This window comes from Treponema putidum, assembly GCF_000755145.1.
Classification (GTDB): Bacteria; Spirochaetota; Spirochaetia; order Treponematales; family Treponemataceae; genus Treponema_B; species Treponema_B putidum.
In genome coordinates, this window is the sequence record NZ_CP009228.1 from 201,359 (window position 1) to 223,845 (window position 22,487).

Annotated in this window: 21 protein-coding genes and 1 pseudogene; 13 read left to right on the forward strand and 9 right to left on the reverse strand. The window is 37.8% G+C overall.

Translation table 11 applies throughout. The features are described 5' to 3' along the window. Positions 1–78: 78 nt before the first annotated feature. On the reverse strand, positions 79–933 hold the full coding sequence (locus JO40_RS00875; protein ID WP_044979649.1) for a methyl-accepting chemotaxis protein: 855 nt from the start codon (positions 931–933) through the stop codon (positions 79–81). A 13-nt stretch (positions 934–946) separates the two neighbouring features. After that, on the reverse strand, positions 947–1,717 hold the full coding sequence (locus JO40_RS00880; protein ID WP_044977436.1) for an oxygen-binding di-iron domain-containing protein: 771 nt from the start codon (positions 1,715–1,717) through the stop codon (positions 947–949). A 245-nt stretch (positions 1,718–1,962) separates the two neighbouring features. On the opposite strand from JO40_RS00880, the gene JO40_RS00885 reads away from it, so the two are divergent. After that, entirely contained in the window at positions 1,963–3,522 is a 1,560-nt protein-coding gene (locus JO40_RS00885; protein ID WP_044977438.1) for an NAD-dependent epimerase/dehydratase family protein, read from the forward strand. Between the two features lie 12 nt (positions 3,523–3,534). On the opposite strand, the gene JO40_RS00890 is transcribed toward JO40_RS00885, so the two are convergent. Continuing rightward, positions 3,535–5,145: an ATP-binding protein gene (locus JO40_RS00890; RefSeq protein ID WP_044979650.1), complete on the reverse strand. Its 1,611-nt coding sequence runs from the start codon at positions 5,143–5,145 to the stop codon at positions 3,535–3,537. Between the two features lie 70 nt (positions 5,146–5,215). Here JO40_RS00890 and mazG point away from each other — a divergent pair, with 70 nt between their 5' ends. Then, positions 5,216–6,061: a nucleoside triphosphate pyrophosphohydrolase gene (mazG, locus tag JO40_RS00895; protein ID WP_044977439.1), complete on the forward strand. Its 846-nt coding sequence runs from the start codon at positions 5,216–5,218 to the stop codon at positions 6,059–6,061. Here the strand turns inward: mazG and JO40_RS00900 are convergent. Both JO40_RS00900 and JO40_RS00905 read right to left on the reverse strand, forming a co-directional pair. After that, the gene (locus JO40_RS00900; RefSeq protein ID WP_044977441.1) at positions 6,051–6,860 is read right to left on the reverse strand and encodes an FKBP-type peptidyl-prolyl cis-trans isomerase; all 810 of its coding nucleotides are present in this window, start codon (positions 6,858–6,860) and stop codon (positions 6,051–6,053) included. The genes mazG and JO40_RS00900 overlap by 11 nt on opposite strands. A gap of 81 nt (positions 6,861–6,941) precedes the next feature. Then, positions 6,942–7,448, reverse strand: coding sequence for a hypothetical protein (locus JO40_RS00905; protein ID WP_044977443.1), 507 nt, complete (start codon positions 7,446–7,448; stop codon positions 6,942–6,944). A 173-nt stretch (positions 7,449–7,621) separates the two neighbouring features. Here JO40_RS00905 and JO40_RS00910 point away from each other — a divergent pair, with 173 nt between their 5' ends. From JO40_RS00910 to rsmG, 11 genes and pseudogenes are all read left to right on the forward strand, one after another. After that, a complete protein-coding gene (locus tag JO40_RS00910; RefSeq protein WP_044977445.1) occupies positions 7,622–9,274 on the forward strand; it encodes a nucleoside kinase in 1,653 nt (550 codons plus the stop codon). A 94-nt stretch (positions 9,275–9,368) separates the two neighbouring features. After that, complete coding sequence (locus JO40_RS00915) at positions 9,369–10,451, forward strand: divergent polysaccharide deacetylase family protein (RefSeq protein ID WP_276324844.1); 1,083 nt, start codon at positions 9,369–9,371, stop codon at positions 10,449–10,451. Continuing rightward, the gene (locus JO40_RS14975) at positions 10,357–10,638 is read left to right on the forward strand and encodes a divergent polysaccharide deacetylase family protein (protein WP_276324845.1); all 282 of its coding nucleotides are present in this window, start codon (positions 10,357–10,359) and stop codon (positions 10,636–10,638) included. Before JO40_RS00915 ends, JO40_RS14975 begins: the two co-directional genes overlap by 95 nt. 1 nt (position 10,639) lies before the next feature. Then, positions 10,640–11,656 (forward strand): tRNA (adenosine(37)-N6)-threonylcarbamoyltransferase complex transferase subunit TsaD, encoded by a 1,017-nt coding sequence (gene tsaD / locus JO40_RS00920; RefSeq protein WP_044977448.1) that lies wholly within the window; start codon positions 10,640–10,642, stop codon positions 11,654–11,656. Between the two features lie 107 nt (positions 11,657–11,763). After that, positions 11,764–12,153: a hypothetical protein gene (locus JO40_RS00925; protein WP_044977450.1), complete on the forward strand. Its 390-nt coding sequence runs from the start codon at positions 11,764–11,766 to the stop codon at positions 12,151–12,153. Positions 12,154–12,192: 39 nt separating this feature from the next. Next, the gene (locus JO40_RS00930; protein WP_044977452.1) at positions 12,193–13,185 is read left to right on the forward strand and encodes a radical SAM protein; all 993 of its coding nucleotides are present in this window, start codon (positions 12,193–12,195) and stop codon (positions 13,183–13,185) included. 52 nt (positions 13,186–13,237) lie between these two features. Next, positions 13,238–14,122, forward strand: a complete 885-nt coding sequence (locus JO40_RS00935; protein WP_044977454.1) for a helix-turn-helix transcriptional regulator — start codon at positions 13,238–13,240, stop codon at positions 14,120–14,122. 109 nt (positions 14,123–14,231) lie between these two features. Then, positions 14,232–15,966, forward strand: a pseudogene (locus JO40_RS00940) (ABC transporter ATP-binding protein). A 1-nt stretch (position 15,967) separates the two neighbouring features. Continuing rightward, the gene (cydC, locus tag JO40_RS00945) at positions 15,968–17,635 is read left to right on the forward strand and encodes a thiol reductant ABC exporter subunit CydC (RefSeq protein WP_044977456.1); all 1,668 of its coding nucleotides are present in this window, start codon (positions 15,968–15,970) and stop codon (positions 17,633–17,635) included. Positions 17,636–17,703: 68 nt separating this feature from the next. Next, positions 17,704–19,077, forward strand: coding sequence for an aldehyde dehydrogenase (locus tag JO40_RS00950; protein WP_044977457.1), 1,374 nt, complete (start codon positions 17,704–17,706; stop codon positions 19,075–19,077). A 17-nt stretch (positions 19,078–19,094) separates the two neighbouring features. Next, complete coding sequence (gene rsmG, locus JO40_RS00955; RefSeq protein ID WP_044977460.1) at positions 19,095–19,859, forward strand: 16S rRNA (guanine(527)-N(7))-methyltransferase RsmG; 765 nt, start codon at positions 19,095–19,097, stop codon at positions 19,857–19,859. Here the strand turns inward: rsmG and JO40_RS00960 are convergent. The 4 genes from JO40_RS00960 to JO40_RS00975 form a co-directional block, all read right to left on the reverse strand. Then, the gene (locus JO40_RS00960; protein ID WP_044977461.1) at positions 19,856–20,533 is read right to left on the reverse strand and encodes a metallophosphoesterase family protein; all 678 of its coding nucleotides are present in this window, start codon (positions 20,531–20,533) and stop codon (positions 19,856–19,858) included. The two genes, rsmG and JO40_RS00960, sit on opposite strands and share 4 nt — an antisense overlap. 166 nt (positions 20,534–20,699) lie before the next feature. Then, on the reverse strand, positions 20,700–21,305 hold the full coding sequence (locus JO40_RS00965; protein ID WP_044977463.1) for a DUF2628 domain-containing protein: 606 nt from the start codon (positions 21,303–21,305) through the stop codon (positions 20,700–20,702). A 17-nt stretch (positions 21,306–21,322) separates the two neighbouring features. Then, the gene (locus JO40_RS00970) at positions 21,323–21,850 is read right to left on the reverse strand and encodes a hypothetical protein (RefSeq protein ID WP_044977464.1); all 528 of its coding nucleotides are present in this window, start codon (positions 21,848–21,850) and stop codon (positions 21,323–21,325) included. 27 nt (positions 21,851–21,877) lie between these two features. Beyond that, positions 21,878–22,105: a hypothetical protein gene (locus JO40_RS00975; RefSeq protein ID WP_044977467.1), complete on the reverse strand. Its 228-nt coding sequence runs from the start codon at positions 22,103–22,105 to the stop codon at positions 21,878–21,880. Positions 22,106–22,487: the final 382 nt, after the last annotated feature.

Below are 22,487 nucleotides of genomic sequence, written 5' to 3' on the forward strand. Positions count from 1 at the left end.
GGTAAAACTATGTAACCGGCTTTTCCAAAATGGCAATTTAATTTGTAATTAAAGCTTTACTCCCTTGTAGGTTTTATTTTACTTTTGCTGCAACAGGGTTCCTAAATGTTCATGGCTTGTTTGAACTGCATCAAGAATCGTTGAGGTATCATGTAAAAAGTCATCGATCTTTTTTAATGATAAAAAACCTTCTCTTATGGTAATATCCTGTTCTTTTATTGAAGCGGTTATTTCGGCCAACGAAGAACCGGCTTCTTTAAGAGTTACAGAGTTCTCATCCAAATTAGACAATACGCCGTTAAATGACTTTCTGAATTTTGAAAAAAGTTCTATAAAACCTGTCATGCTGTTATTTATTTCACTAACCGATTTATTTAGCTCTTCCAGTTTTAATTCGATTTTTTTTGCAAAATCTCCTGTTTGAGTTGCAAGAGAGCGGACTTCATTGGCAATAATTCTAAAACCGTTTCCGACACTTCCGGCGCGGGCGGCTTCGATCGAAGCATTGATTGCAAGGATACCGGTCTTTACGGAAACATCCTTAATACCAGACAACATATCTTCAACTTCCGCAGTCCTATCCTTTAGCACCTCAAAAGCCGAAGCTGTATTTTCCGCACTTTCTGCAGAGGCTTCAATTTCGTCAACCCGCTCATGAACTTCTTCTTGGATTATATTTCTTTTTTTTAAAACATTGGAGAGCATTTCATCAACATAGTTGGCATTAGATGCAGAAGAACTGCTTTCCTTTTGGATTTCTTCAAAAACGGAAAGGATAGTTTCAAACTTTTCCTGCAAATTATCCATAGATTCTTCAATAATTTTAAATGAATGAGAGGTTACAAAATCAAGAATAACGCCTTTGTTATATTGTACAACAATTTTATCTACTAGATCGGAAAAGTTATCAATAGCATTTTGTTCATCTTTCATACTGATTCCCAAATTAAAATAAGTTTTCAATATAATCTATGCCGCATTTTAAACCTGAAAGCCAATTTAAAAAATTATTTACTTGTTCGTCTTTATATATTGCCCCGTGTTGTGGGGCTATAATTAGAGGGTTTAAACGGCGTACATTTTCTGCCCATTTGCTGACAATTTTATTGGAAGCCATATACCTGACATGAAATCCCTCAATCAAAGGAAGATGCTTTTCAAAATCTTCTACAAAGGTAGTTTCATTGTCATCATCAAAAACTGCGGCCCCTATATCTCCGGAAAACAAAATACGGGAGCGCTCATCGTATAAACCGAATTGCCCGGGAGAATGCATAAAGTGTGAAGGAATACACTTCATATTTGAACCTGAAGGAAGCGATATGTTCATCCCTTTATCCGGTATCGGAACCATTCTCGAAATATCTACGATACCGAAGTGAGGCATAAACCGTATCCAAAGCGAAGAAATATATATTTTAGCCTTTGTAATACCCAGCCATAAAGCTATGCCGGAAGAAACATCGGGGTCTTGATGTGAAAAGAAAATCGTGTCGATTTTATCTACGGAAATAAATCGGCTTACCGCAGTAACTACTCTGGAAAAAAGGTGGACTCCGCCCGGATCAAGAAGAACACCTCGCCCCCTATCTATAATAAGATACTGCATTGTTTGAACAGCACCCTTTCTTTGCTTGCTTTCCGAGCCCAGCCATATAAATTTATGATCTGAATCTTCATATAGAATAATTCCGTCAATATCGCTATGTTCACTCATTTTATACCTCTCCGTATTTTAAAGCTCAGTTTACAAATCCAAGTATATCAATAATTTACATGATATACAAGTATTCAAAAAACGAGAAATTTATTTTGCAGAAAATTTATTTTGTAATCAACAACCCTCCGCACGAATAAAAAAGATATTGACAAGTTTTGGTAATATTTACGAAAAAAAATTCTAAAAAATTTTTCATAAAATGATACCTTGCAAAAATCTAAAAAGTTTTATACTATAGACATATGAAAAAGACTATTTTAATTACCGGTGCTTCGGGCTCGATGTGCTCTGAAGTTTTAAAACAAATTGCCGAAACCGGAAAAAACAATATTACCGTAATCTTACGGGAAAAAAAAGCCAATATACGTTTAGCCGCATCTTTGCAAAAAAAATATCCTGATATAAAAATTATTTTCGGAGACTTATCAATCTTTGCAGACTGCGAAAGAGCCGTCGAAAATGCCGATTATATAATCCATTGTGCAGCGATAATCCCTCCCGTAATAGACCACAACCCCGATGCAGGTTATAAATCAAACTTTTTGGGAACCTTAAATTTAATAAATGCCGCAAAAAAATCGCCTCAAAAAGACGGAATAAAATTCATTCATATAGGAACGGTTGCCCAATACGGGAACAGAACATTTAAACACCCATGGATAAGAACAGGGGATCCTTTAATAGGCTCAGCCTTTGACTTTTACGGAGCGACAAAGATTATGGCCGAACGGGAGGTAATAGAATCGGGCTTAAACTATTGGGTTTCATTGAGGCAGTCGGGTGTTTTATACGATGATATTATGCTTAAAAACATGAATGACGGCCTTATGTTCCATACAGGCTGGAATACTCCCATAGAATGGGCGACAGCACGAACCTCAGGCCTCATGCTTAAAAACCTCATCGAAAAAGATGCAGACGGCACTCTACCCGAAGATTTTTGGAAGAGGGTTTATAACATAGGCAACGGAAAAGAAGCCCGTGTTACAGGGTATGAAACCCTCGACCGAGGCTTTAAACTTATGGGCAGATCGGCAAAGGAGATTTTTAAGCCCCGCTGGAATGCTGCGCGCAACTTTCATTGCGGCTGGTTCTATGATTCTCATGTGCTGAACGGCTATCTTGATTTTCAATATGAAGGCTTTGAGGACTTCTTTAAAAAACTCGATAAAAAGTTTTGGTATTTTAAGCTGGGAAAACCGTTCCCGCACCTTATAAGAAAATTTGCCATAGAACCTCTTTTAAAAACAAGCAATGCCCCTCTTTATTGGATTAAACATAATTTTGAAGGCAGAATAAGGGCCTTTTTCGGCTCGAAAGAAGACTTTGAAAAAATCCCTCAAAACTGGAAAGAATATAATCTTTTATCGGAAAACAAAAATCCGAAAACCGGAGAAGCTCTGAATTATTCCGAATTAAAAGACGAAAAAAAAGCTGCTACCCTTTTGCTAAAACACGGCTATGATGAATCCAAAAAAGAAAGCGAACTCGATATAAGCGATGCAAGAGAGGCTGCCCGTTTTAGGGGCGGAGACTGCTTGAGTGCCGAAATGAAAAAGGGAGACCTTTACACTCCTCTTGAGTGGAGCTGTGCCTATGGACACAAATTTAAAGCGAGCCCCTTCCTAGTTCTAAAAACAGGGCACTGGTGCCCCGAATGTGCATGTCCTCCATGGAATTTTGACGAGCAGGCAAAGAAAGCTCCTTTTTATGCCCAAATTTGGTATGACGATCACAGCCCCGATGAAAACAATTTTTATGATAAGGACTGCTTTAGGGATATTTTGGCCACTGCCAAATAGGCATCTTTAAAATTAAACCTCTTCAATAATCCATTCTCCGACGGTCTTTTCTTCCGGATCAAAGCTGACACCGATGAGCATTATCTTTTTATTTTCAGCCCTGTATTTTTCGGCATAGTTTTTTTCTTTTATTTGCTCTAAGGCGGCTTCCGCATTCTCTTTTAGCTTAAACTCAAAAATATAAATCGTACTTTCCGTTTTTATCACTGCATCGGTTCTTCCGTTGGAAACAGGAGTTTCAAGTTCGATAAACTGTCCCAATAGAGCAAATACCAAGTATACGCAAATTTGAAAATTATGTTCCCTCAATACGATGCTTTCCCCGCTGTCTTTTTTTATGTTGTCATAGGGGAGAGCCGCCATTATAGATTTTAACCTCTGCATAAACTCTTCTATCCTGCCTGCAATTATATCCCTATAAAATTGAGCAATACAAAAGGGGCCGTCAGCATAAACTACATTACAATAGCTCGGAAAAAGATTATATAAAAAGCCGTATCTGACTTCATCATTCGGAAAGCCCAGCCTATAAAGCTGTAATAATTTATCGTAACCCTTTATTGTCAAATATCCCGCTTGGAACAATATAGGTATTTCGGAGCCCGCTCCTGCCCTGTAATCCGACAAACCGGCAGAGGTCATCTCTACATTTCCGTCTAAGTTAGGGATATGGAAATCTTCTTTTTTTAAAGCATTTACCAAAAAGGTGGGTGTTCCCGTTGCAAACCAATAATACTCAAATTGTTGCCCAAAAAATACATTGAGCAGACTAAAGGGATTGTACATTCTTTCCGTGTCGGGAGAAAAGCAATAGCCGTCATATTTTTGTTTTAGGGTTTTGATGCACTCGTCATAGCTTAAGCCGTTAGCATCGGCTAGGGCTCTTATTTCAGGTTCAAAGGTGCTTAATAGTTCTTTTTGGCTTATCCCGCAGATGCCTGAAAATTGAGGTAAGAGACTTATATCATTTAAGTTGTTTAAGTCGCTGAAAATACTTACCTTGCTGAATTTGGTAACACCGGTTAAAAAGGCAAACCGTATCGCTTCGTCGGCTGTTTTTATAACCCCGAAGAAGCCCTTTAGGATTGTTTTATAGGTTTCATTTAAAGCTTCATCTTTCCACATAGTATAAAGAAGGGGCTTATCATACTCATCGATGAGGATGACGGCCTGCCTTCCGGTTTTTTTGTATGCTCTGTTTATGATGCCGAAAAAGCGTTCTGCAACGGTGTTTTCGGAATTACTGTTGCCGTATATTTCTTCCCACCTGCAAAGATGATTATTTAAAACACTTTCCAAGTCTTCCCTTGTTTCATATTTTGCAAGATTAAAGTCTAAATATAGAACGGGATATGCCTGCCAGATTTCTCGTTTTCCCTTTTCGGCTTCTTCAAGGCTTTCTATTGCCAAGCCCTTGAAAAGTTCTTTTTGCCCTAAAAAGTAGGCTTCTAATGTCGAAAGGAAAAGGCTTTTTCCGAACCTGCGGGGGCGGCTTAAAAAATAAACTTTACTTGCATTTGCAAGACGAAAAACATATTCGGTTTTATCCGCATAGAGGAATTCTTTTTCGCGTAAATCCTTAAAACTTTGTACGCCTATAGGCAATTTTCTGCTAAAATCCATCATATTTATAGTCTAGCATAAGGGAGGTCAATTGTCAATTATTGTATTTTTTTGATATAATGTTTGCCTTATGGAAAATTCACAATTGATTGAGAGCTTTGAAGCTCTTTTTGCTGTAATTAAAAGATTAAGGGGTCCGGGAGGCTGTCCATGGGATATAGCTCAAGACCCTATGAGTATGAGGAGACCTCTTTTAGAAGAAGCCTACGAAGCAGCTGATGCAATAGAGGAACACCATAGCTTAGGCCAAAATGCCGAACATGTAAAAGAAGAACTCGGCGATATTCTTTTAAACGTACTTATGATTTCGTATATGTATGAACAAGAAGGGCTTTTTTCAACTGCCGATATTATGAAAAATCTTACCGAAAAGCTGATACGGCGGCACCCGCATGTCTTCGGCAAAACGGAAGGATATGAAGGGCCTGAAAGCGATAAAAAAGCCTCAACCCCCGAATCGGTTTTAAACCAGTGGGAAAACATAAAGGAAAAAATAGAAAGACCTAAGCCTGTATCAATTTTGGACTCCATCCCTAAAAATTTTCCACCGATGTTGAGAGCCTTAAAGATTTCAAAAAAAGCTGCAAAATCAGGCTTTGAGTGGACTGAAATCGGAGGCCTTATCGAAAAGATGGAAGAAGAGACGGCAGAATTTGCCGAAGCCGTTAAATCAGGTTCGGAATCTGCAATGGAAGACGAAATAGGAGATGTCTTCCTTGTTGCCGTCAACGCTGCCCGCTTTTTAAAGATAGACCCTGAAATGGCTTTAATGCATGCAAACAAAAAATTTGAAAGACGGTTCCGGTTTGTCGAGGCCGAAATGAAAAAAAACGGTCTTGAACTTTTACCTGAAAATTGGGAAAAGATGGAAGAATTTTGGAATAAGGCAAAACTTAAAGAAAAGACTAAAAATTAGCGGACATAAAAAAAGAGTTTTGCTTAAATGCAAAACTCTTTTTTTTCTTTAGTTTTTTGGGTGAAATACCTACAAGCTCAACATCAAAAATCAAAACCGCATTCGAGGGAATTATAACAGTGCCTCCTTGAGCAATTCCCTGTTCCCCGTAAGCCAATGCAGGCGGAACGTAGAGCCTGTATTTTGCACCGGCACTCATCAACTGTAGGCCCTCTTTCCAGCCGGGGATAACCCTTGATAATTGAATCTTGACACTTGAACCGGTTGTATATGAATCATCAAAAACCGTGCCGTCAACAAGTTTTCCTGAATAGTTTACTTCAACTTCATCGTCTTCATTAGGATGTATATCATCTTTACCCTTCGAAAGAATTTCATACTGCAAACCCGATTCGGTAACAACAACACCCTCTTTAGCCTTATTTTTTTCCAAAAAAGCATTAGCTTCTTCAAGGGCCTTTGCTGCCTTTTCCATCTGCGCCATTTGAAAGGCCTTATTTAAAACCAGCTGAGCATCTTGAATTCCTTTTTCTTCAAAGTTTTTAGACATAGCATCTTTAAATCCCTTCACAATCTTATCGGGATTGATCTTTATACCGTCCTGTTTTACACTTTGGGCCACAAGAACGCCGAAGGCATAACCTACTTCATCCTCGGTTACCGAAACCTTTTTTTCAGAATCGGCAGAAGAGGACTCGGAAGAAACTCCAGATTCCGTTTTTTTGTCCTTACAAGCCGCAAAAACAAAAAGCAAACAGACACAGCATAAAATAAGAGGTAAATTCTTAATAAATTTCATAAATAAATCCTTAATAAATGTATAAAATAATAGAAGTGAAAAGAATATCAATCTTTTAAAAAACAGTCAATAGCCGGACTTTTACATTCTCTCCCAAATGGGCTTTATGTTACGCCTTTTATAGTCGGCTTTTGTGTTAAAGGCTGAAACCATTATTGATATTCTTTTAGAAGAACTATCATATCCGCCTAAAAAAGCATAGACACCTATTTTTTCACCTTTTTTAACATCATTTTTTAAATTCTGAGCAATGCTGTTTTGGAATACCATAACCAGTTCGTATCCGTTTGGAAGTTTATTTGTAATAACACTCCCGAAAAAATTTTCAGGCATTTTAAACCAATATGTAAACATCCAAATTTCTTGTTCATATTTTTTATCTTTTTCAGCACTTGGATACTCATCCAATGTAACAGGGAGACCTATAAAGCTGTTAAATATGGTAAGGCCTCCATCTTCATTTTCTTTAGCAGCAGACTCTACAATTTTTATTAAATCATCAATAGATATCTCCTCATAGTTTTCATACTTAAAAGAATATGCAAAAACCGTAACAAATAAAAATAAGACAACTAGAAATTTCTTCATTTTTCCTCCATCGAAAAAACTATATTTCTCAAAATTTATATTATTTGGAGTTTATTTGATAAAAATAATTATGTCAAGGCCTTGCTAATCTTTTAAACTATACATAAATAGCTGGACTTTTATAAAAAATATGGTATAATTGAAAGGTACAATTTAACTTCAAGGAGAGTCTTATGGCTTCATTTAAAATAACTTTTCCTGACGGAACTCAAAAAGAATTCGTTCATCCTGTGTCGGCACGTGAGCTGATACAATACTTTCCTGCGTCCCAGTCTCCTATAGTAGGTATAAAGGTAAACAATTTGGCCGTTCCCCTAAACAAAGCTATTGATGTTCAGTCCAAAATAGAACCTGTAACCTTAACCGACCGTGAAGGCTCAAACTTTTATAGGAGAACTCTCTGCATGATTTTAGCTGCCGCCGCAAAGGAGCTTTATCCCGATTTAAGGCTTTTAATGGGACACAGCTTGGATTACGGTTATTATTATACTCTTGAAGGAAAAAAATCGGATAAGGCAGACTTTAAAGCTATTAAGGCAAAAATGGATGAAATGGTAGCTAAAGATATGCCTATTGATACACATTGGCTTTCTTACGAAGAAGCTTTGGAAAAATTTGAACGCTCGAACCAGCCCGATACCTACAGACTCTTAAACTACACAAGTAAGCCCCGTATTTTAATAAACCGTTTAGGCAATTATGAGGACTTATATTTTCAGCCCTTAATGGACCGTATAGGTGAAGTCAAGGTTTTTGATGTAATGCCATATCAAGACGGTTTTTTGCTCCGTTTTCCGAGAACATCATCCCCTACAAAACTTTCGGAATTTAATGACTTTCCACATCTTTTTGAAATTTATAAGGAATATAAACAGTGGGGAAAATTAGTCGGTGTTTCCTCCGTCGGCCAGCTAAACGATTTGATTACATCAAGAAAAATCAAAGACTACGTAGAAATTACCGAAATACTGCAAAACAATAAACTTGCAGAAATTGCAAAACAGGTAACGGCAAAAAAAACCGTAAGGGTTATCCTGATAGCAGGGCCTTCAAGCTCAGGCAAAACTACCTCGGCTAAAAAACTTTCAATGCAGCTTAAAGTTCTCGGTTATATACCCAAGGTTATAAGCCTGGACGATTTTTATCTGGGCATTGCTAAAGCACCTAAAAAAGAAGACGGCAGACCCGACTTTGAATGCGTCGAAGCCTTAGATATTGAACTTTTAAACGATGTACTCATCCGCCTCTTTAAAGGTGAAACGGTCGAAATGCCTTCATACGATTTTAAGACAAGTGCCCGTAGACCAGAAGGTAAGATGTTCACTCCTGAAAAAAACACCATCTTTATACTGGAAGGAATACATGCTCTAAACGATAAGCTCACGGCAAAAATAGATGGAGCCTTAAAGTTTAAGGTTTATCTTTCGGCCTTAACTCAGCTTAACTTAGATGACCACAACCGCATTCCTACCTCGGATAACAGACTTATAAGGCGTATTGTTCGGGATGCCCAATTTAGAGGAAGTCCCGCAGCAAAAACAATAGGAATGTGGGGCGACGTAAGAAGCGGAGAATCAAAATATATTTTCCCTTTTCAAGGAAATGCCGATGCAGCCTTTAACACAGCCCTCGACTATGAACTTGCAGTACTTAAAGTTTATGCAGAGCCTCTTTTAAAAGCAGTAAAACCGAATCAAAAAGAATACAACGAGGCATCAAGGCTATTAACCTTTTTAAGTAACTTTTTACCCCTGCCGGCCAGCTTTGTGCACGGACAGTCCATATTGCGGGAATTCATTGGAGACAGCGCCTTTTCGTATAATTAAGATTAGGTCTAATAGGACTTATTAAAAACCAGCTATAGAATATTTTAGCTGTCGATAACCTTAAAATTCTCCCCGATTGACAAAAGCTGCTTTAATGCTTATCTTCATATCCATGGCAAAAAAAGAAGCGGATAAAAAAACATCGGCATCAAGGGCGAAAAAAAATACGGAAAAAAAAGCAAGTCCTAAAAGAGTGCCGAAAGGACTATCTAAAAGGAGAAGATCGAAAAAGAAAAAAATTAACTATACCGGAGCTATAGCCGGTTTTTTTGCTGTTTGTGTAATAATGCTCGCCGTTTTTTTATTTATCATTCCTTCCGTAAAAAACAAGGATGATGCAGCCGAAAAAACACAGATTGCCAAAGAAGAACTAAATAAGCAAAAAGAGGAATCCGGTAAATCCGTACCGGAGCCAAAACCTAAACAAGAGGAAAAGGCCATTACCGGCAATAAGAAAAAAAACGCCGATAAAACTGCCGATAGGCCTAAAGAAGCTGAAAAACATTCTTCAAAAGATAAACTTAAAGAAACCGAAACGCAGGCCGCAAAAAATCAGCCTAAGGAAACCGAAAAGCCGGACAAAGAAAACAAGGCAATAAAGCCTGAAAGTCCTGTAACTACGGATAAACATAAACCTCAAGAAAAAGAAACGGAAGCCTCGTCCTATCCCATTCAGGACTTGCCTGAACTTCCTTCAAAGGGAAAGCTGATTTTTGTATTTGACGATGCGGGTCATAACTTGGAACAATTGCAGTATTTTTTGGATTTACCCTTTCCCTGTACCATAGCCGTTTTGCCTAAACTGCCTAACTCAAGGGAAACGGCAAAAAGAATAAGAGCTGCAGGAAAAGAAGTTATACTTCATCAGCCGATGCAGGCCGTAAACCCGAATATAGATCCGGGAGAGGGAGCCGTTAGACCCGGCATGAACAGCGAAGAGATAAAAAAAGTCGTATCTTCAAATGTTGAAGAAATCGGTCCCATAGCCGGAATGAATAATCATGAGGGCTCTCTTATAACATCGGACGAGGAAGCTATGGAAGCAGTTCTTGAACTGTGCAAAGAAAAAAATATATACTTTCTTGATTCCCGCACCAGTTCAAAAAGCGTTGTCCCTCAAGCTGCAAAAAAAACTGAATATGAACATTTGGGAAAGAGCGGTCTTTATCGACAATAAAAAAGATAAGGCCTATATGAAAAAACAAATTATAGAAGGCTTGGAAATCGCTTCGCAAAGAGGAGAAGCAATTATGATAGGCCACGTGTTTACCGTAGATCTTGCAATTCTTCTAAAAGAAATGTACTCCGATTTAACTCAAGAAGGATATACATTTTCTACAATTTCAAAATTAAAAGGAAAATAAAATGAAAATATTAGGAATAGAAAGTTCTTGCGATGAAACTGCGGCGGCAGTCGTCGAGGACGGAAATAAAATTTTAAGCAATATTGTTGCAACGCAAATTCCTTTTCACAAAATGTATAACGGCGTCGTTCCCGAAATAGCAAGCCGCAAACATACCGAATGGATTTTGCCGGTAGTTAAACAGGCCTTAGCCGAGGCCGATTTGCGCCTTGAAGAAATAGACGGCATCGCCGCCACAGGAAGACCGGGACTCATGGGCTCCCTTTTAGTGGGACTCACCTTTGCAAAAACTCTTGCATGGTCTTCAAATAAACCCTTTATTGCCGTAAATCACATGCTGGGACATCTATATGCAAGCCATCTGGAAAATGATATTCCCTATCCATATCTTGGGCTTTTAGTTTCAGGCGGGCACTCGATTATCTGCAAGGTAAATAACTTTGACGACATCGAAGTCCTCGGCACAACAATCGACGATGCTCCGGGTGAAGCCTTTGACAAGGTTGCTAAGTTTTATAATTTTGGATACCCGGGAGGAGCCGTAATCGACAAACTCGCCAAAAACGGAAATCCAAAGGCGGCTAACTTACCCATGCCCATAATCCACAAGGAAGGGCACAAGTACGATGTTTCTTATTCGGGATTAAAAACCGCTGTCATAAACCAGATAGACCGGTTTTGGAATAAGGATTTTGAAAAAACACCTGAAAACATTGCAGCCTCTTTTCAAATAAGGGCGGTAAAAATTTTGCTTAGGCCCCTTTTGGATGCTTCGATAGATACGGGCTTAAAAACGATAGTAGCAGGAGGAGGAGTTGCGGCCAATTCTTTGTTGAGGGAAAAACTTGCAGAGCACAAGGAATTAAAGTGCATCTTCCCCTCGCTTAAATTCTGTACGGATAATGCGGCGATGATTGCAGGCCTCGGTTATCATTACCTAAAACGCGGAGACAGAACGCCCTTTACCGTCGAAGCCTCCGCCCGAGTTGAAGGCTTCAGCAAAAAAGGCAAGCAATAGGTAATTGATAAAAATCCTATTAGATTTTTATCAATTACCGACGAGTTTTTCATAAGTATTTCAATACTTATGAAAAACATCGCAAAGTTAATAGTAAGGATGATATTATGGATACGATGGAAAAATTTTATTCGGATGCGAGCAGGCTTGTAGAAAGGTTTAGTAAAGACGGAGACACAGCAGGCTTTGACAGCCGCCTGACCGAAATCTTTTGCAAAGCGGTTTCGCTTTACGATAAACAGGCTCAAGTTTTGGCAAACGATTTTGCCGACTATTGGCTTTCGGCCTATTCGGCCGGCAGACAAAAAAAAGAAGATGCTGTCGAATGGTTCTATCAAATATTTTCTCTTATTGCAGGCAATTTTGAAGATGACATGGACTTTCCGCAAGAAGATTGGGAGCAGATAAATTTAATTATTTCTTCCGAGGCTGAAACTTTGGATATGAATCTTTTAAACTCGATAATGACGGTGATTGTCGAGCGCAAAAAAATATAAGAAAATCAGTAAAAAAACAGCCCAATGGACGCCTAATAAATGCTTTCTTTTGAAGATTTTAGTTTTAAAGAATACGACTCATGCACTCTCTGCCCTAAAAATTGCAAGGTAAACCGCAATAAGGGCGAAAAAGGCTTTTGCCGAGAAACAAGGGACTTGCGCCTTGCATGGGCAGGCCTCCACTTCGGGGAAGAGCCGCCAATCACGGGAGCCGGAGGCTCGGGCACAATCTTTGTTACCGGCTGCAACCTTCGCTGTTCCTTTTGCCAAAACTATCAGATATCCCAAGAAGGCATGGGAAGGGCTGTAAGCCTTGAAGAATTCTTAAACTTGTGTTTTGTTCTCGAAAAAGAAGGGGCAGAAAACATAAACATCGTTACAGGCAGCCATGCAATCCCTGCAATAGCCCTCGGCCTAAAAGAAGCAAAAGGCCGAGGCTTAAAAATTCCTGTTGTCTGGAATTCTTCCGCCTATGAAGCCGAAGAAGCTATAAGCCTCCTTTCGGACTGTGTTGACGGCTGGCTTCCCGACTTAAAAACCTTAAACCCGCAAATTTCTTCTCAAGTTTTTTACGCACCCGATTATCCTGAAACGGCAACAAGGGCAATCCTAAAAATGGCCGGCCTTTCTCCCTTAAAAATCGGCACGGAAAACAAAGAAAAATATCCTTTAGGAAAACTTTACTCAGGCGTCATAGTCCGCCACCTTGCCCTCCCCTCCCGCATTGCGGACTCGAAGGCTGTCCTAAGATGGTTTGCAAAAAACTTAAGAGGCAGGGCTCTTATTTCGGTGATGACCCAATACACTCCGGTTAAAAGAACGGCCGGCATAAAAAACTATTCTCTCTTTGAAAACCGAATGTTAAGCCTAAAGGAAGACGAAACCTTAAAAAACCTCCTTTCAAGCTTAAAAATAGATGAAGGCTTTTACCAAGAGCTTGCCGCCTCCGATGACTGGCTCCCCGATTTTAACCGCGTACAAACCTTTTCTTCGGAACTCTCAAAACCTTTGTGGCATTGGAAGTTAAACTAAACTTACAAAAAAGACTAGACAAGCTGAATAGAAAATATTAAACTCATTTTATATGAAAGAAAAAACAAAAGACGATACCATTATAATAAAGTTATATGAGGGGATACATCTGGAAATATACGACACTTATACCGAGAAATCATATAGATTAAAAGGAGAACCTAGGAATGTTTTTAGAATCGATTACTGCTTTCAAGGGCTTCTGGAAGGTAAATTTGAAAATCAAACTTTTTCGTATTTAGGAGAAAAAGAAACAGCTATAAATTATGAAAAAGTTGCATTATCAAAAAGCTTTTTTCCGTTGAAGTTTTATAAGGGCATAAGTATACTATTCTTTCTTGATAAAATAAATTCGAATTTCAAAAATACTGCACAATTATTTAATATAGATGTTGAAAAAATATGCAAAAATTTAGATTTGCAGGACGGATGGTATAAAATAAAAATTAATTCCGAGATCTCTTATATAATGAATACACTGTATGAAAAACAAAGCTTGAAACATATAGAGTACTTTCAAATTAAATTATTCGAAATTCTATATCTTTTAAGTGTAATCAATACGGAAGAATACCGAAAAGAAGAATTTTATTCGGGTTATCACATCAATAAGGTAAAAAAAATTCATGAATATGCCGTTAATAATATAGATAAAAATATATCTTTTAAAAAGATGGTTAAAAATGAAGATTTAAGCTACACTATTTTTCAAAAATTATTTAAGCAAATTTACGGAGAAAGCCCTTACTCATATTTAAAAAAATATCGATTAAAAATTGCAGCATTTTATATTTCCTCTACCGATAGAAAAATTACCGATATAGCTATAAATTGCGGATACTTAAATGCAAGTAAATTTTCTGATGCATTTAAATCCGTTTACGGCATCAGCCCAATCCAATACAGAAATGGAGAAAAACCTACAATAACTAAATAAAAATATCATTTTGGATTATTTTCAATTAAAATAGAGTAGAAAAATTTATCATAATTCAGTATAGTTAGCTAATACTAACTTTATAAAACGAAAGTGGAGATAAACAATTATGATGCTTAACAGAAGAGTTATCGAATTGACAAAAGGTATTAAATGCAGCATTTTGTTTAAAGCCCTATTGGGTGTTGCCGTATCGGGAACTTATGTAGCTCAAGCTGTCTTGTTGGGGAAAATAGTGGGACAACTTTATTCCAAAGAAGAATTATCCGTGGTAATACAAAGTATCTTATACATATCGGCAATCATAGCATCCCGCCTTATTTTAATATATTACAATTCGGTTTACGGTAAAAAAATTATCGGCAAAGTAAAAAACATTTTGCGTCGCCGCATTTACGATAAGCTGTTAAAACTGGGACCTGCATTTTTAGATGATGAAAGAACAGGTAAATTAGGCTCAACAATGGTAAGCGGAGTAGACTATTTAGAAGGGTATTTAACGCTATACATTCCGCAAATACTTGTGTGTGTAATTGCATGCGGTGCAATGCTCATTTATGTTTTTTCGCTGCATTATGTTTTAGGCATAATATCGACGGCAGCCTTAATCGCCGTATTGATTTCTCCCGTTGCTTTCGGGAAGATACTATCGGAATCTTCCAATGCACATTGGACGGCTTATAGAAATTTAACTGCAGAAATTTTAGACGGCATTCAAGGAATTACAACGGCAAAGGCATATAATGCACAAGAAAGGCTAGGAAAATTATTAAAAGAAAAAATGAGAACACTTTTTTCTGAAACTATGCACAACTTAAAAGTAAACCTAGCCGAAATAGGTATTTCCAATTTTGCTTCCGGTATCGGTACAAGTTTTACCCTTGCCGTAGCAGCACTATTAACTTCTATGCATATAATTCCCGCATCCTCATTACTTATTCTACTTTTTATGACCAACGAAGTTTTTAGACCTGCAAACGAATTGGCGGCATACTTTCATCAAGGCTTTATGGGCATAACCTCTATGGGCGGAATTTTTGCCTTACTTGATGAAGAAGAAAAAATAAAAGATGAGGGGACTAAAACCATTGACATAAAATCGGCGGATGGTTTTGAAATAAAATATAAAAATATTGAATTCGCTTACAACCGAAAAAAAAATACGGTTTTTAGGAATTTAAATTTCACTGTTGCAAAAAATGAAAAAACTTGCAGTTGCAGGAGAATCGGGAAGCGGAAAAACTACTATTATAAATTTATTGTTAAGATTTTATGAGCCTACAAACGGAAGTATTTATATCAACGGTACCGATATAAAAGACTTGACGCTAAAATCTTTGCGAAGTTTAATTACGGTTGTTTCACAAGAAACCTATTTGTTTAACGGAACAATAAAAGAAAATCTTTTACATGCAAATGAAGATGCAGATGAAAAGAAGCTTATAGATGCGTGTAAAGCAGCAAACATTCATTCCTTTATTCAAAGTTTACCGGAAGGTTACAATACAAAAGTTGGAGAAAGAGGGCTTAACTTTTCTGGAGGGCAAAGACAAAGAATTGCAATTGCAAGAGCTGTTTTAAAAAACTCACCGATTGTAGTTCTTGATGAAGCTACTTCCAGCGTGGATACCGAAAATGAAAATGAAATTAAACAAAGTCTTAATCACTTGTTAAGAAACAGAACAAGTATTACGATTGCGCATCGCTTAAATACAATTGAAAACAGTGATAGAATTCTGGTTTTGCACAGAGGAGAGATCGTAGAAGAAGGTTCTTACAAGGAACTTATTTTAAAAGACGGATATTATAAAAAGCTTGTAGAAGCGCAACAAGGAGAAAATTAATATGTTTAAAGAAAAATATAAACCGCTTATAAAAATGACCAAATACATAAGCTTTTATAAAAAAGAATTTATTATTTCGATTATTTACGGAATATTTAATAGTGTTTTTGCTTTGCTCACCGTCTTAACGGGCGCATATATAGCTTCAGCGGCTCTGTTTAAAATGAGCACAGGAAAAATACTTTATCTTTTTATACCGCTGATTATTTTTATTATCGGCAAAGGACTTTTTGCCTTTTTGGAAATGTACGAATGTCATTTGGTTTCATACGGTGTAATCGAAAAAATAAGAAACCTTTTATATGATTCGATTTCCAAAACAGCACCGCAATCCACAGGCAAAAAAAGAAGCGGAAGTATTACCTCTGTGTTTGTCGAAGATGTTGAAGCCACCGAAGTTTTTTATGCTCATACCGCAGGCTCTTACATAATTGCATTTGTCTGCACTGTTCTTTATCTTGCTGCATTAAGTTTTCTTTCATTTAAAATAAGCGCAGCCGTTTTTGCCGCCTGTATTCTTGTTGCAGCCGTTCCGTATTTTTTTAATCCTATTACAAAAAAAATCGGAGAAGAGATACGAGACGGTTTGGCTGAGGTAAATGCCGAAGCTGTAGATACGGTTCAAGGTTTACGTGAGATTTTAATTTTCGGCAAAGAAAAAAAATACATTGAAAAGGTTGCCGCCGACACCTTACGCTTAAATAAAAAAGAAATACGGGACGGGAGATTTAAGGGCTTACACAGTTTGGTAATAAACTTAATTACCTCCGCCGTTTTAATTTCAACAATATTACTTGCTCATTCGGAAGTAATTGCAGGCTCGTTAAAACCTGAAATGGTTTCGGTTGTTATAATATTTTCTCTTTTTGCCTTTGTGCCTATAATGAGCGTTTCGGTTACGGCAGGAGCTATGAATATTTCAAATGGAGCGGCAAAAAGAATTTTGGATATATTAGAAGAAGAACCGGCCGTTAAAGACAGAGTGCCATATATTCCGCAAAACAAATATTCGGTTAAGGGAAACATAGAATTTAAAGATGTAAAATTTTCTTACGAAAAAGGTACCGAAGTTTTGCACGGAGTTAATTTTACGGTTAAGGCCGGTGAAAGCATTGCTCTTACGGGTGAATCGGGAGCGGGAAAATCTACAATAGCGAATTTGCTTATGCGCTTTTACGAACCTGACAGCGGAGCAATTTATATTGACGGAAAAAACATAAAAGACATACACCAAAATTCCCTGAGAGATATAATCGCCTATGTACCGCAGGATGTTTATCTTTTTAATAAAACCATAAAAGAAAACATTTCCCTTGCCTGTCCCGATGCAAGCGATGAAGAAATTAAACAAGCTGCTAAGGTTGCGATGGCTGACGGCTTTATTAAAAGGCTGGAACAAGGCTACGATACCAATGTCGGTGAGCGGGGTGTTCAGCTCTCAGGCGGAGAAAAACAAAGAATTGCTATAGCGCGCGCCGTCTTAAAAAATTCTCCCATATTACTGATGGACGAAGCCGTTTCCAATTTGGATAGTGAAAGCGAAGCACTCTTCCGGCAAGCCCTAAATAATATCCGCAAAAATAAAACCATAATAACGATTGCACATCGTCCTTCTACAATAAAAGAGGCTGACAGGGTTATAAAAATCGAAAACGGAAAAATAGTTTAAAATTTCAGCCTTGAATTTTATTCGGTTTATATGTATAATGCTTCGACAAAACATTGCCGGAGCACATAATGAATCAAGATATAGAAACAATCGTAAAAAATTGCAGGATTTTTTTTGAAACAAATAAAACAAAAAGCTATGAGTTTAGGATTTCTCAATTATTAAAATTACAGGAAGTTTTAAACCAAAACAAAAAAGAACTTTTAAATGCCCTTTATTCCGACTTACACAAAACCGAAATGGAAGGCTTCTTTTCGGAATTTGCTATCGTACGCGGAGAACTTAAATTTGCAATAAAGCACTTAAAAAAATGGATTAAACCTAAAAGGGTTCCGACCTCGATTGCTCATTTTAAAAGCTCAAGCAAAATAATGTATGAGCCCTTCGGCACCGTGCTCATCATGTCGCCGTGGAACTATCCTTTAAATTTAACCCTAGCTCCCTTGGTCGGGGCCATTGCTGCAGGAAACTGTGCCGTTGTAAAGCCTTCAAATTATTCGCCTGCGACATCGGAGGTTATAAAAAAAATAATCTCCGAAAACTTTCCGCCGGAATATATATCGGTAATTACCGGAGGGCGGGAAGAAAACTCAAAACTTTTGGAGCAGCGTTTTGACTACATCTTTTTTACGGGCGGAACAACTGTCGGCAAACTCGTAATGGAAGCGGCGGCTAAATATGTAACCCCCGTAACCTTAGAGCTCGGCGGAAAGTCTCCCTGCGTAGTCGAAAAATCGGCAAACTTAAAAGTTGCAGCCCGCCGAATAGCTTTCGGAAAATACCTTAACGCTGGACAAACCTGCATAGCCCCCGATTATCTTTTAATTCAATATGAGGTAAAAGAAAAATTTATCGAAGAATTAAAAGAAGCTTTAAAAGAATTTTTCCCCACGGAAACCTATTTGGACATGCACCTTCCCCACATCGTAAACGAAAAACATTTTGACCGCCTCATGGGTTTAATTGAAGGAGAAAAAATAATCACGGGCGGCAATGGAGAAAAAAACAGAAAATTTATTGAGCCCACGGTTTTAGATAACATTACCTTTGATTCCAAAATAATGCAGGAAGAAATTTTCGGGCCAATCCTTCCCGTAATAAGTTTTAAGACAATAGAGGAAGCAATTAAACTGATTAAATCCCGCGAAAAGCCCCTAGCCTCTTATCTTTTTACAACCGACTCAAAGATAGAAAAGAAATTCTTAAATGAGGTTTCTTTCGGGGGCGGCTGTATCAACGATACGATAGTCCACTTGGCAAGCGATTACCTTCCCTTCGGAGGAGTCGGCTTTAGCGGCATAGGAAAATACCACGGAGACGAAAGCTTTAAAGTTTTCAGCAATGCAAAAAGCATCCTAAAAAAATCAAACCTCATCGACATCAAGCTCCGCTATCATCCCTATTCCGAAAAAAAACTAAACATAATAGATAAGATGATGTAGGAAACGGGCTTTAAAAAATGGACACCGATAAACTTTTATCAAAGGACTTTTTATCAGATGGCCTTCTACTAAAGGGCTTAAAAGAATTAGGCATAAACGAAAAGGCTCATAATAAGCTTTCTAAACTTTTAAACATTTATATGCGGGAGCTTAAAATGTTTAATGCCTCATTTAACTTGGTGAAGGTTAAGGGCGATGAAGAATTAATCGTCTCCCATGTTTTAGATTCCCTTTCGGCTTGGCATTTTTTCTATAACGAAACCAAAAATACTGAAAGCAAAACCGCACTCAACAATGCCGAAACCAAAAATACTAATGAAGCTCTTCTTACAAGTGAGTCTTTTTATATTGCCGATGCCGGGACCGGAGCGGGCTTTCCCGGGGTTCCCCTTGCAGCTCTCTTTATTTCTTTAGGCAATTTAGATGTAAAACTTTCTTTAATTGAAAGAATGCAAAAGCGATGCACATTTTTAGAAAACATCAAAGCGGTTCTCCAATTAAATAACACCGAGATTATCGAAAGCGAAGCCGAAAAAGCCCCTCAAAATAAATTTGATATTGTAACTTGCAGAGCCTTCCGCACCTTGGATAAGCACATCCTAAACACCCTTTTAAATCTTGCAAAGCCTAAGGGTAAATTATTTTTATACAAGGCCATGGAAGAAAAAATAAATGAAGAGACGGAGCTTATCAAAAAAGAAGGTCTAAACTATAAAATAGAAAAACTTGATGTTCCCTTTTTAAAAAAAGAAAGGCACCTTCTCATAATCGAAAAGCCTTAATCCAAGGTTTTTAACTCTACAGAAACTTCAAAACCCTTTTCGTTTTTTGTAATATCGGCAAGAGCATAGCGGCCTTCCATCAGGGCACCGGGGTTTACCAAAACGGTTTCGCCGATTTTATCTACCGCAAAGGACTCGTGAATATGCCCAGACACAACCAAAAGAGGCTTATGCTTTTCGATAAAGGCAGTGATACCCTTTGAGCCCACATGCACCATGGGAGCCACCTTATCGACCTTGGCCCCATGCGGAGGATTATGACAAACCAAAACCAAGTTACCGGCTTCGGTAATATTTGCTTTTTCAAAGGCATCGGTCAAGTCTTTTACAAGCTCTTCATCGGTTCTTTCGTAAGGAGTCATTCCTGTAAATTTACTTCCGCCCCCGGAACCAGCAAAGATAAGCCCTTCAAAATTTTTTACCTCGCCCGTAATCGAAACACCGGCATCCTTTAATTTTTTTTCAAACTCAGGAGCATCGCAATTCCCCAACACGGCAAAAATATTTTTATGAATCTTTAAAAGCTCGTTTAAAAAAGGAGCCCCCGTTTCAATCTTTTTAAAAGCAGCAAAGTCCCCTCCGAAAATAAGGGCATCAACCCCATCGGCAACAGGTTTTATCTTTTTTAGTTTTTCAAGATCCCCATGCCCGTCCGAAATAATCAATAACTTCATAAGTATTAAAGCCTCCTAAATCTGTTTGCGATGTTTTTCATAAGTCTTAAAGACTTATGAAAACTCGACAGTCTAGCCTAAAAATCGAATTAGATTTTTAGGCTAGACCAATTATACATTATTTTGGGGAAATGGTATATGGAGTAAAAGATATGTAGTATAACAATCAACTATCTATACATTGATCCGATAACTTACTATGACAGTACCTGCATAAGATAGCAACTTTCCGTATTTTCTCGCCGCAATAAGGGCAGGTTTTAAAATCGGCCTCATCATCAGGTTGAGGAATACTTACTTCTTCCAATATTTCGTCCTGAACGATTTCCGGTTTTGCAGCACAGGCAGGGTCTTTTTCGGGTTCGGGACTGTTTGCAGGGTTTTCTGTGAATGCGGCTTTTTGTTGTTTTTTGTTTCTGATGGATTGGTATTTTAGTATTGCGGTATCAGCATCTGCTGCCGGAACAGAACCTTTGTAGACATACCCCTGTTTTCTCAATCTTTCCTTTACCCAGCCGTTTCCTTGTAAACCGAAAACTATTGCACTTATTATCGACATAGCAAAAAGATATGAGTTGTCGATAATATAATAATCATAATAATAATCATGAATGAGTATAAAATCAATAATTATAGCTATAATGGCGGCTAAAAATAAATTTTTATAAAAAGCCCAAAACTCACCCAGTAAAAAAGCAGGCCATGACCAGCCGTTTTTTACGGCTTGAATATCCTCACCATGAGGATGAACATAAACACTAAAAGTTTTCATAGTATTTCTCACATCTCCTATTTATACAAATAGTAAATAGTTATTTTATACTGTTTTTTATTTGTAAGATATTCATTTATTATTACAAAATCTACATTGGTATCCCAATTAGTGCTTGTACAAAGCGTAACACTTATATCACAGCCCCGCTGTTTCATTAAGGCTTTCACGGAATTTGCTAAAGCCGTATTGTTATTGTTAACACGAATATTATCAAAATCAATAACATAGCCAAGCCGTTCTACCCAATTCGGAATAACTCTATCATATATGTCTGAAGCATTTCCATTGTGATATGTTATTGTATCATAAAGCCAGTAGTGCAGTTTGCGCCCTAAAACAAGAGCATAGCCGTCCTGCTCCCTATAAGAATCGGCAAAACTACTATTATTACCCCAGTCGGCTTCTGAACCATAAAATTTTTTACCGTTTAAGGTTACGGGGCTGGTGTACTCCCAATAGTACATAGGCGAGGTTCCGTCTTCTTGAGCAAAACACAACAAACCGATTAGGCAAAATACTAAAATTAAAATGCTTTTTTTCATACTAAAAGTCTCCTTGTCTTTATAGTTTTATGGCAGGTATGGACGGACATAGGCATCTTTGCTTGTAACAAGCCCCCCATCAAAAGGATTATGTTTAGCCCCCTTACCCTTAAAGCAATACTCAAATATTTGTCCGCCTGCATATCTTATGTTAGTACAATAGCTGCCTCCATAATTCTTTGTCCATTCCCAAAAAAAGTTGTCCTCTGCTGCATCGCCTCCTAAACCGTGAACAGCTCTGAATTCTCTTGTCAAATGATTCCAAGCACTTTTAGCGCGGTCTTTATCATCAAATACCCATTACACATTATCCATTGGATTGAATTGTCTCAATCCGTAGGACATTCCGATTATTCCTTTGCGAACTTGAGCAAAGCTCAGCTCTTTGTGCCCCTTGCGGTTTTATTAAACGGTGTATGAAAAAAGCCCAAGGACAGAAAGCCGGTATTTGACTGACAGGCTGTCTTTGGGCATGATTTGAGTAATTAGTCTTTATTGTGAAAATTTCATTTAGGCATGATAAGGCCTTAGCTGTGAGGCTGTGAGGCTGTGAGGCTGTGAGGCTGTGAGGCTGTGAGGCTGTGAGGCTGTGAGGCTGTGAGGCTGTGAATTTTACCCGATACTTTATATTGTGTCA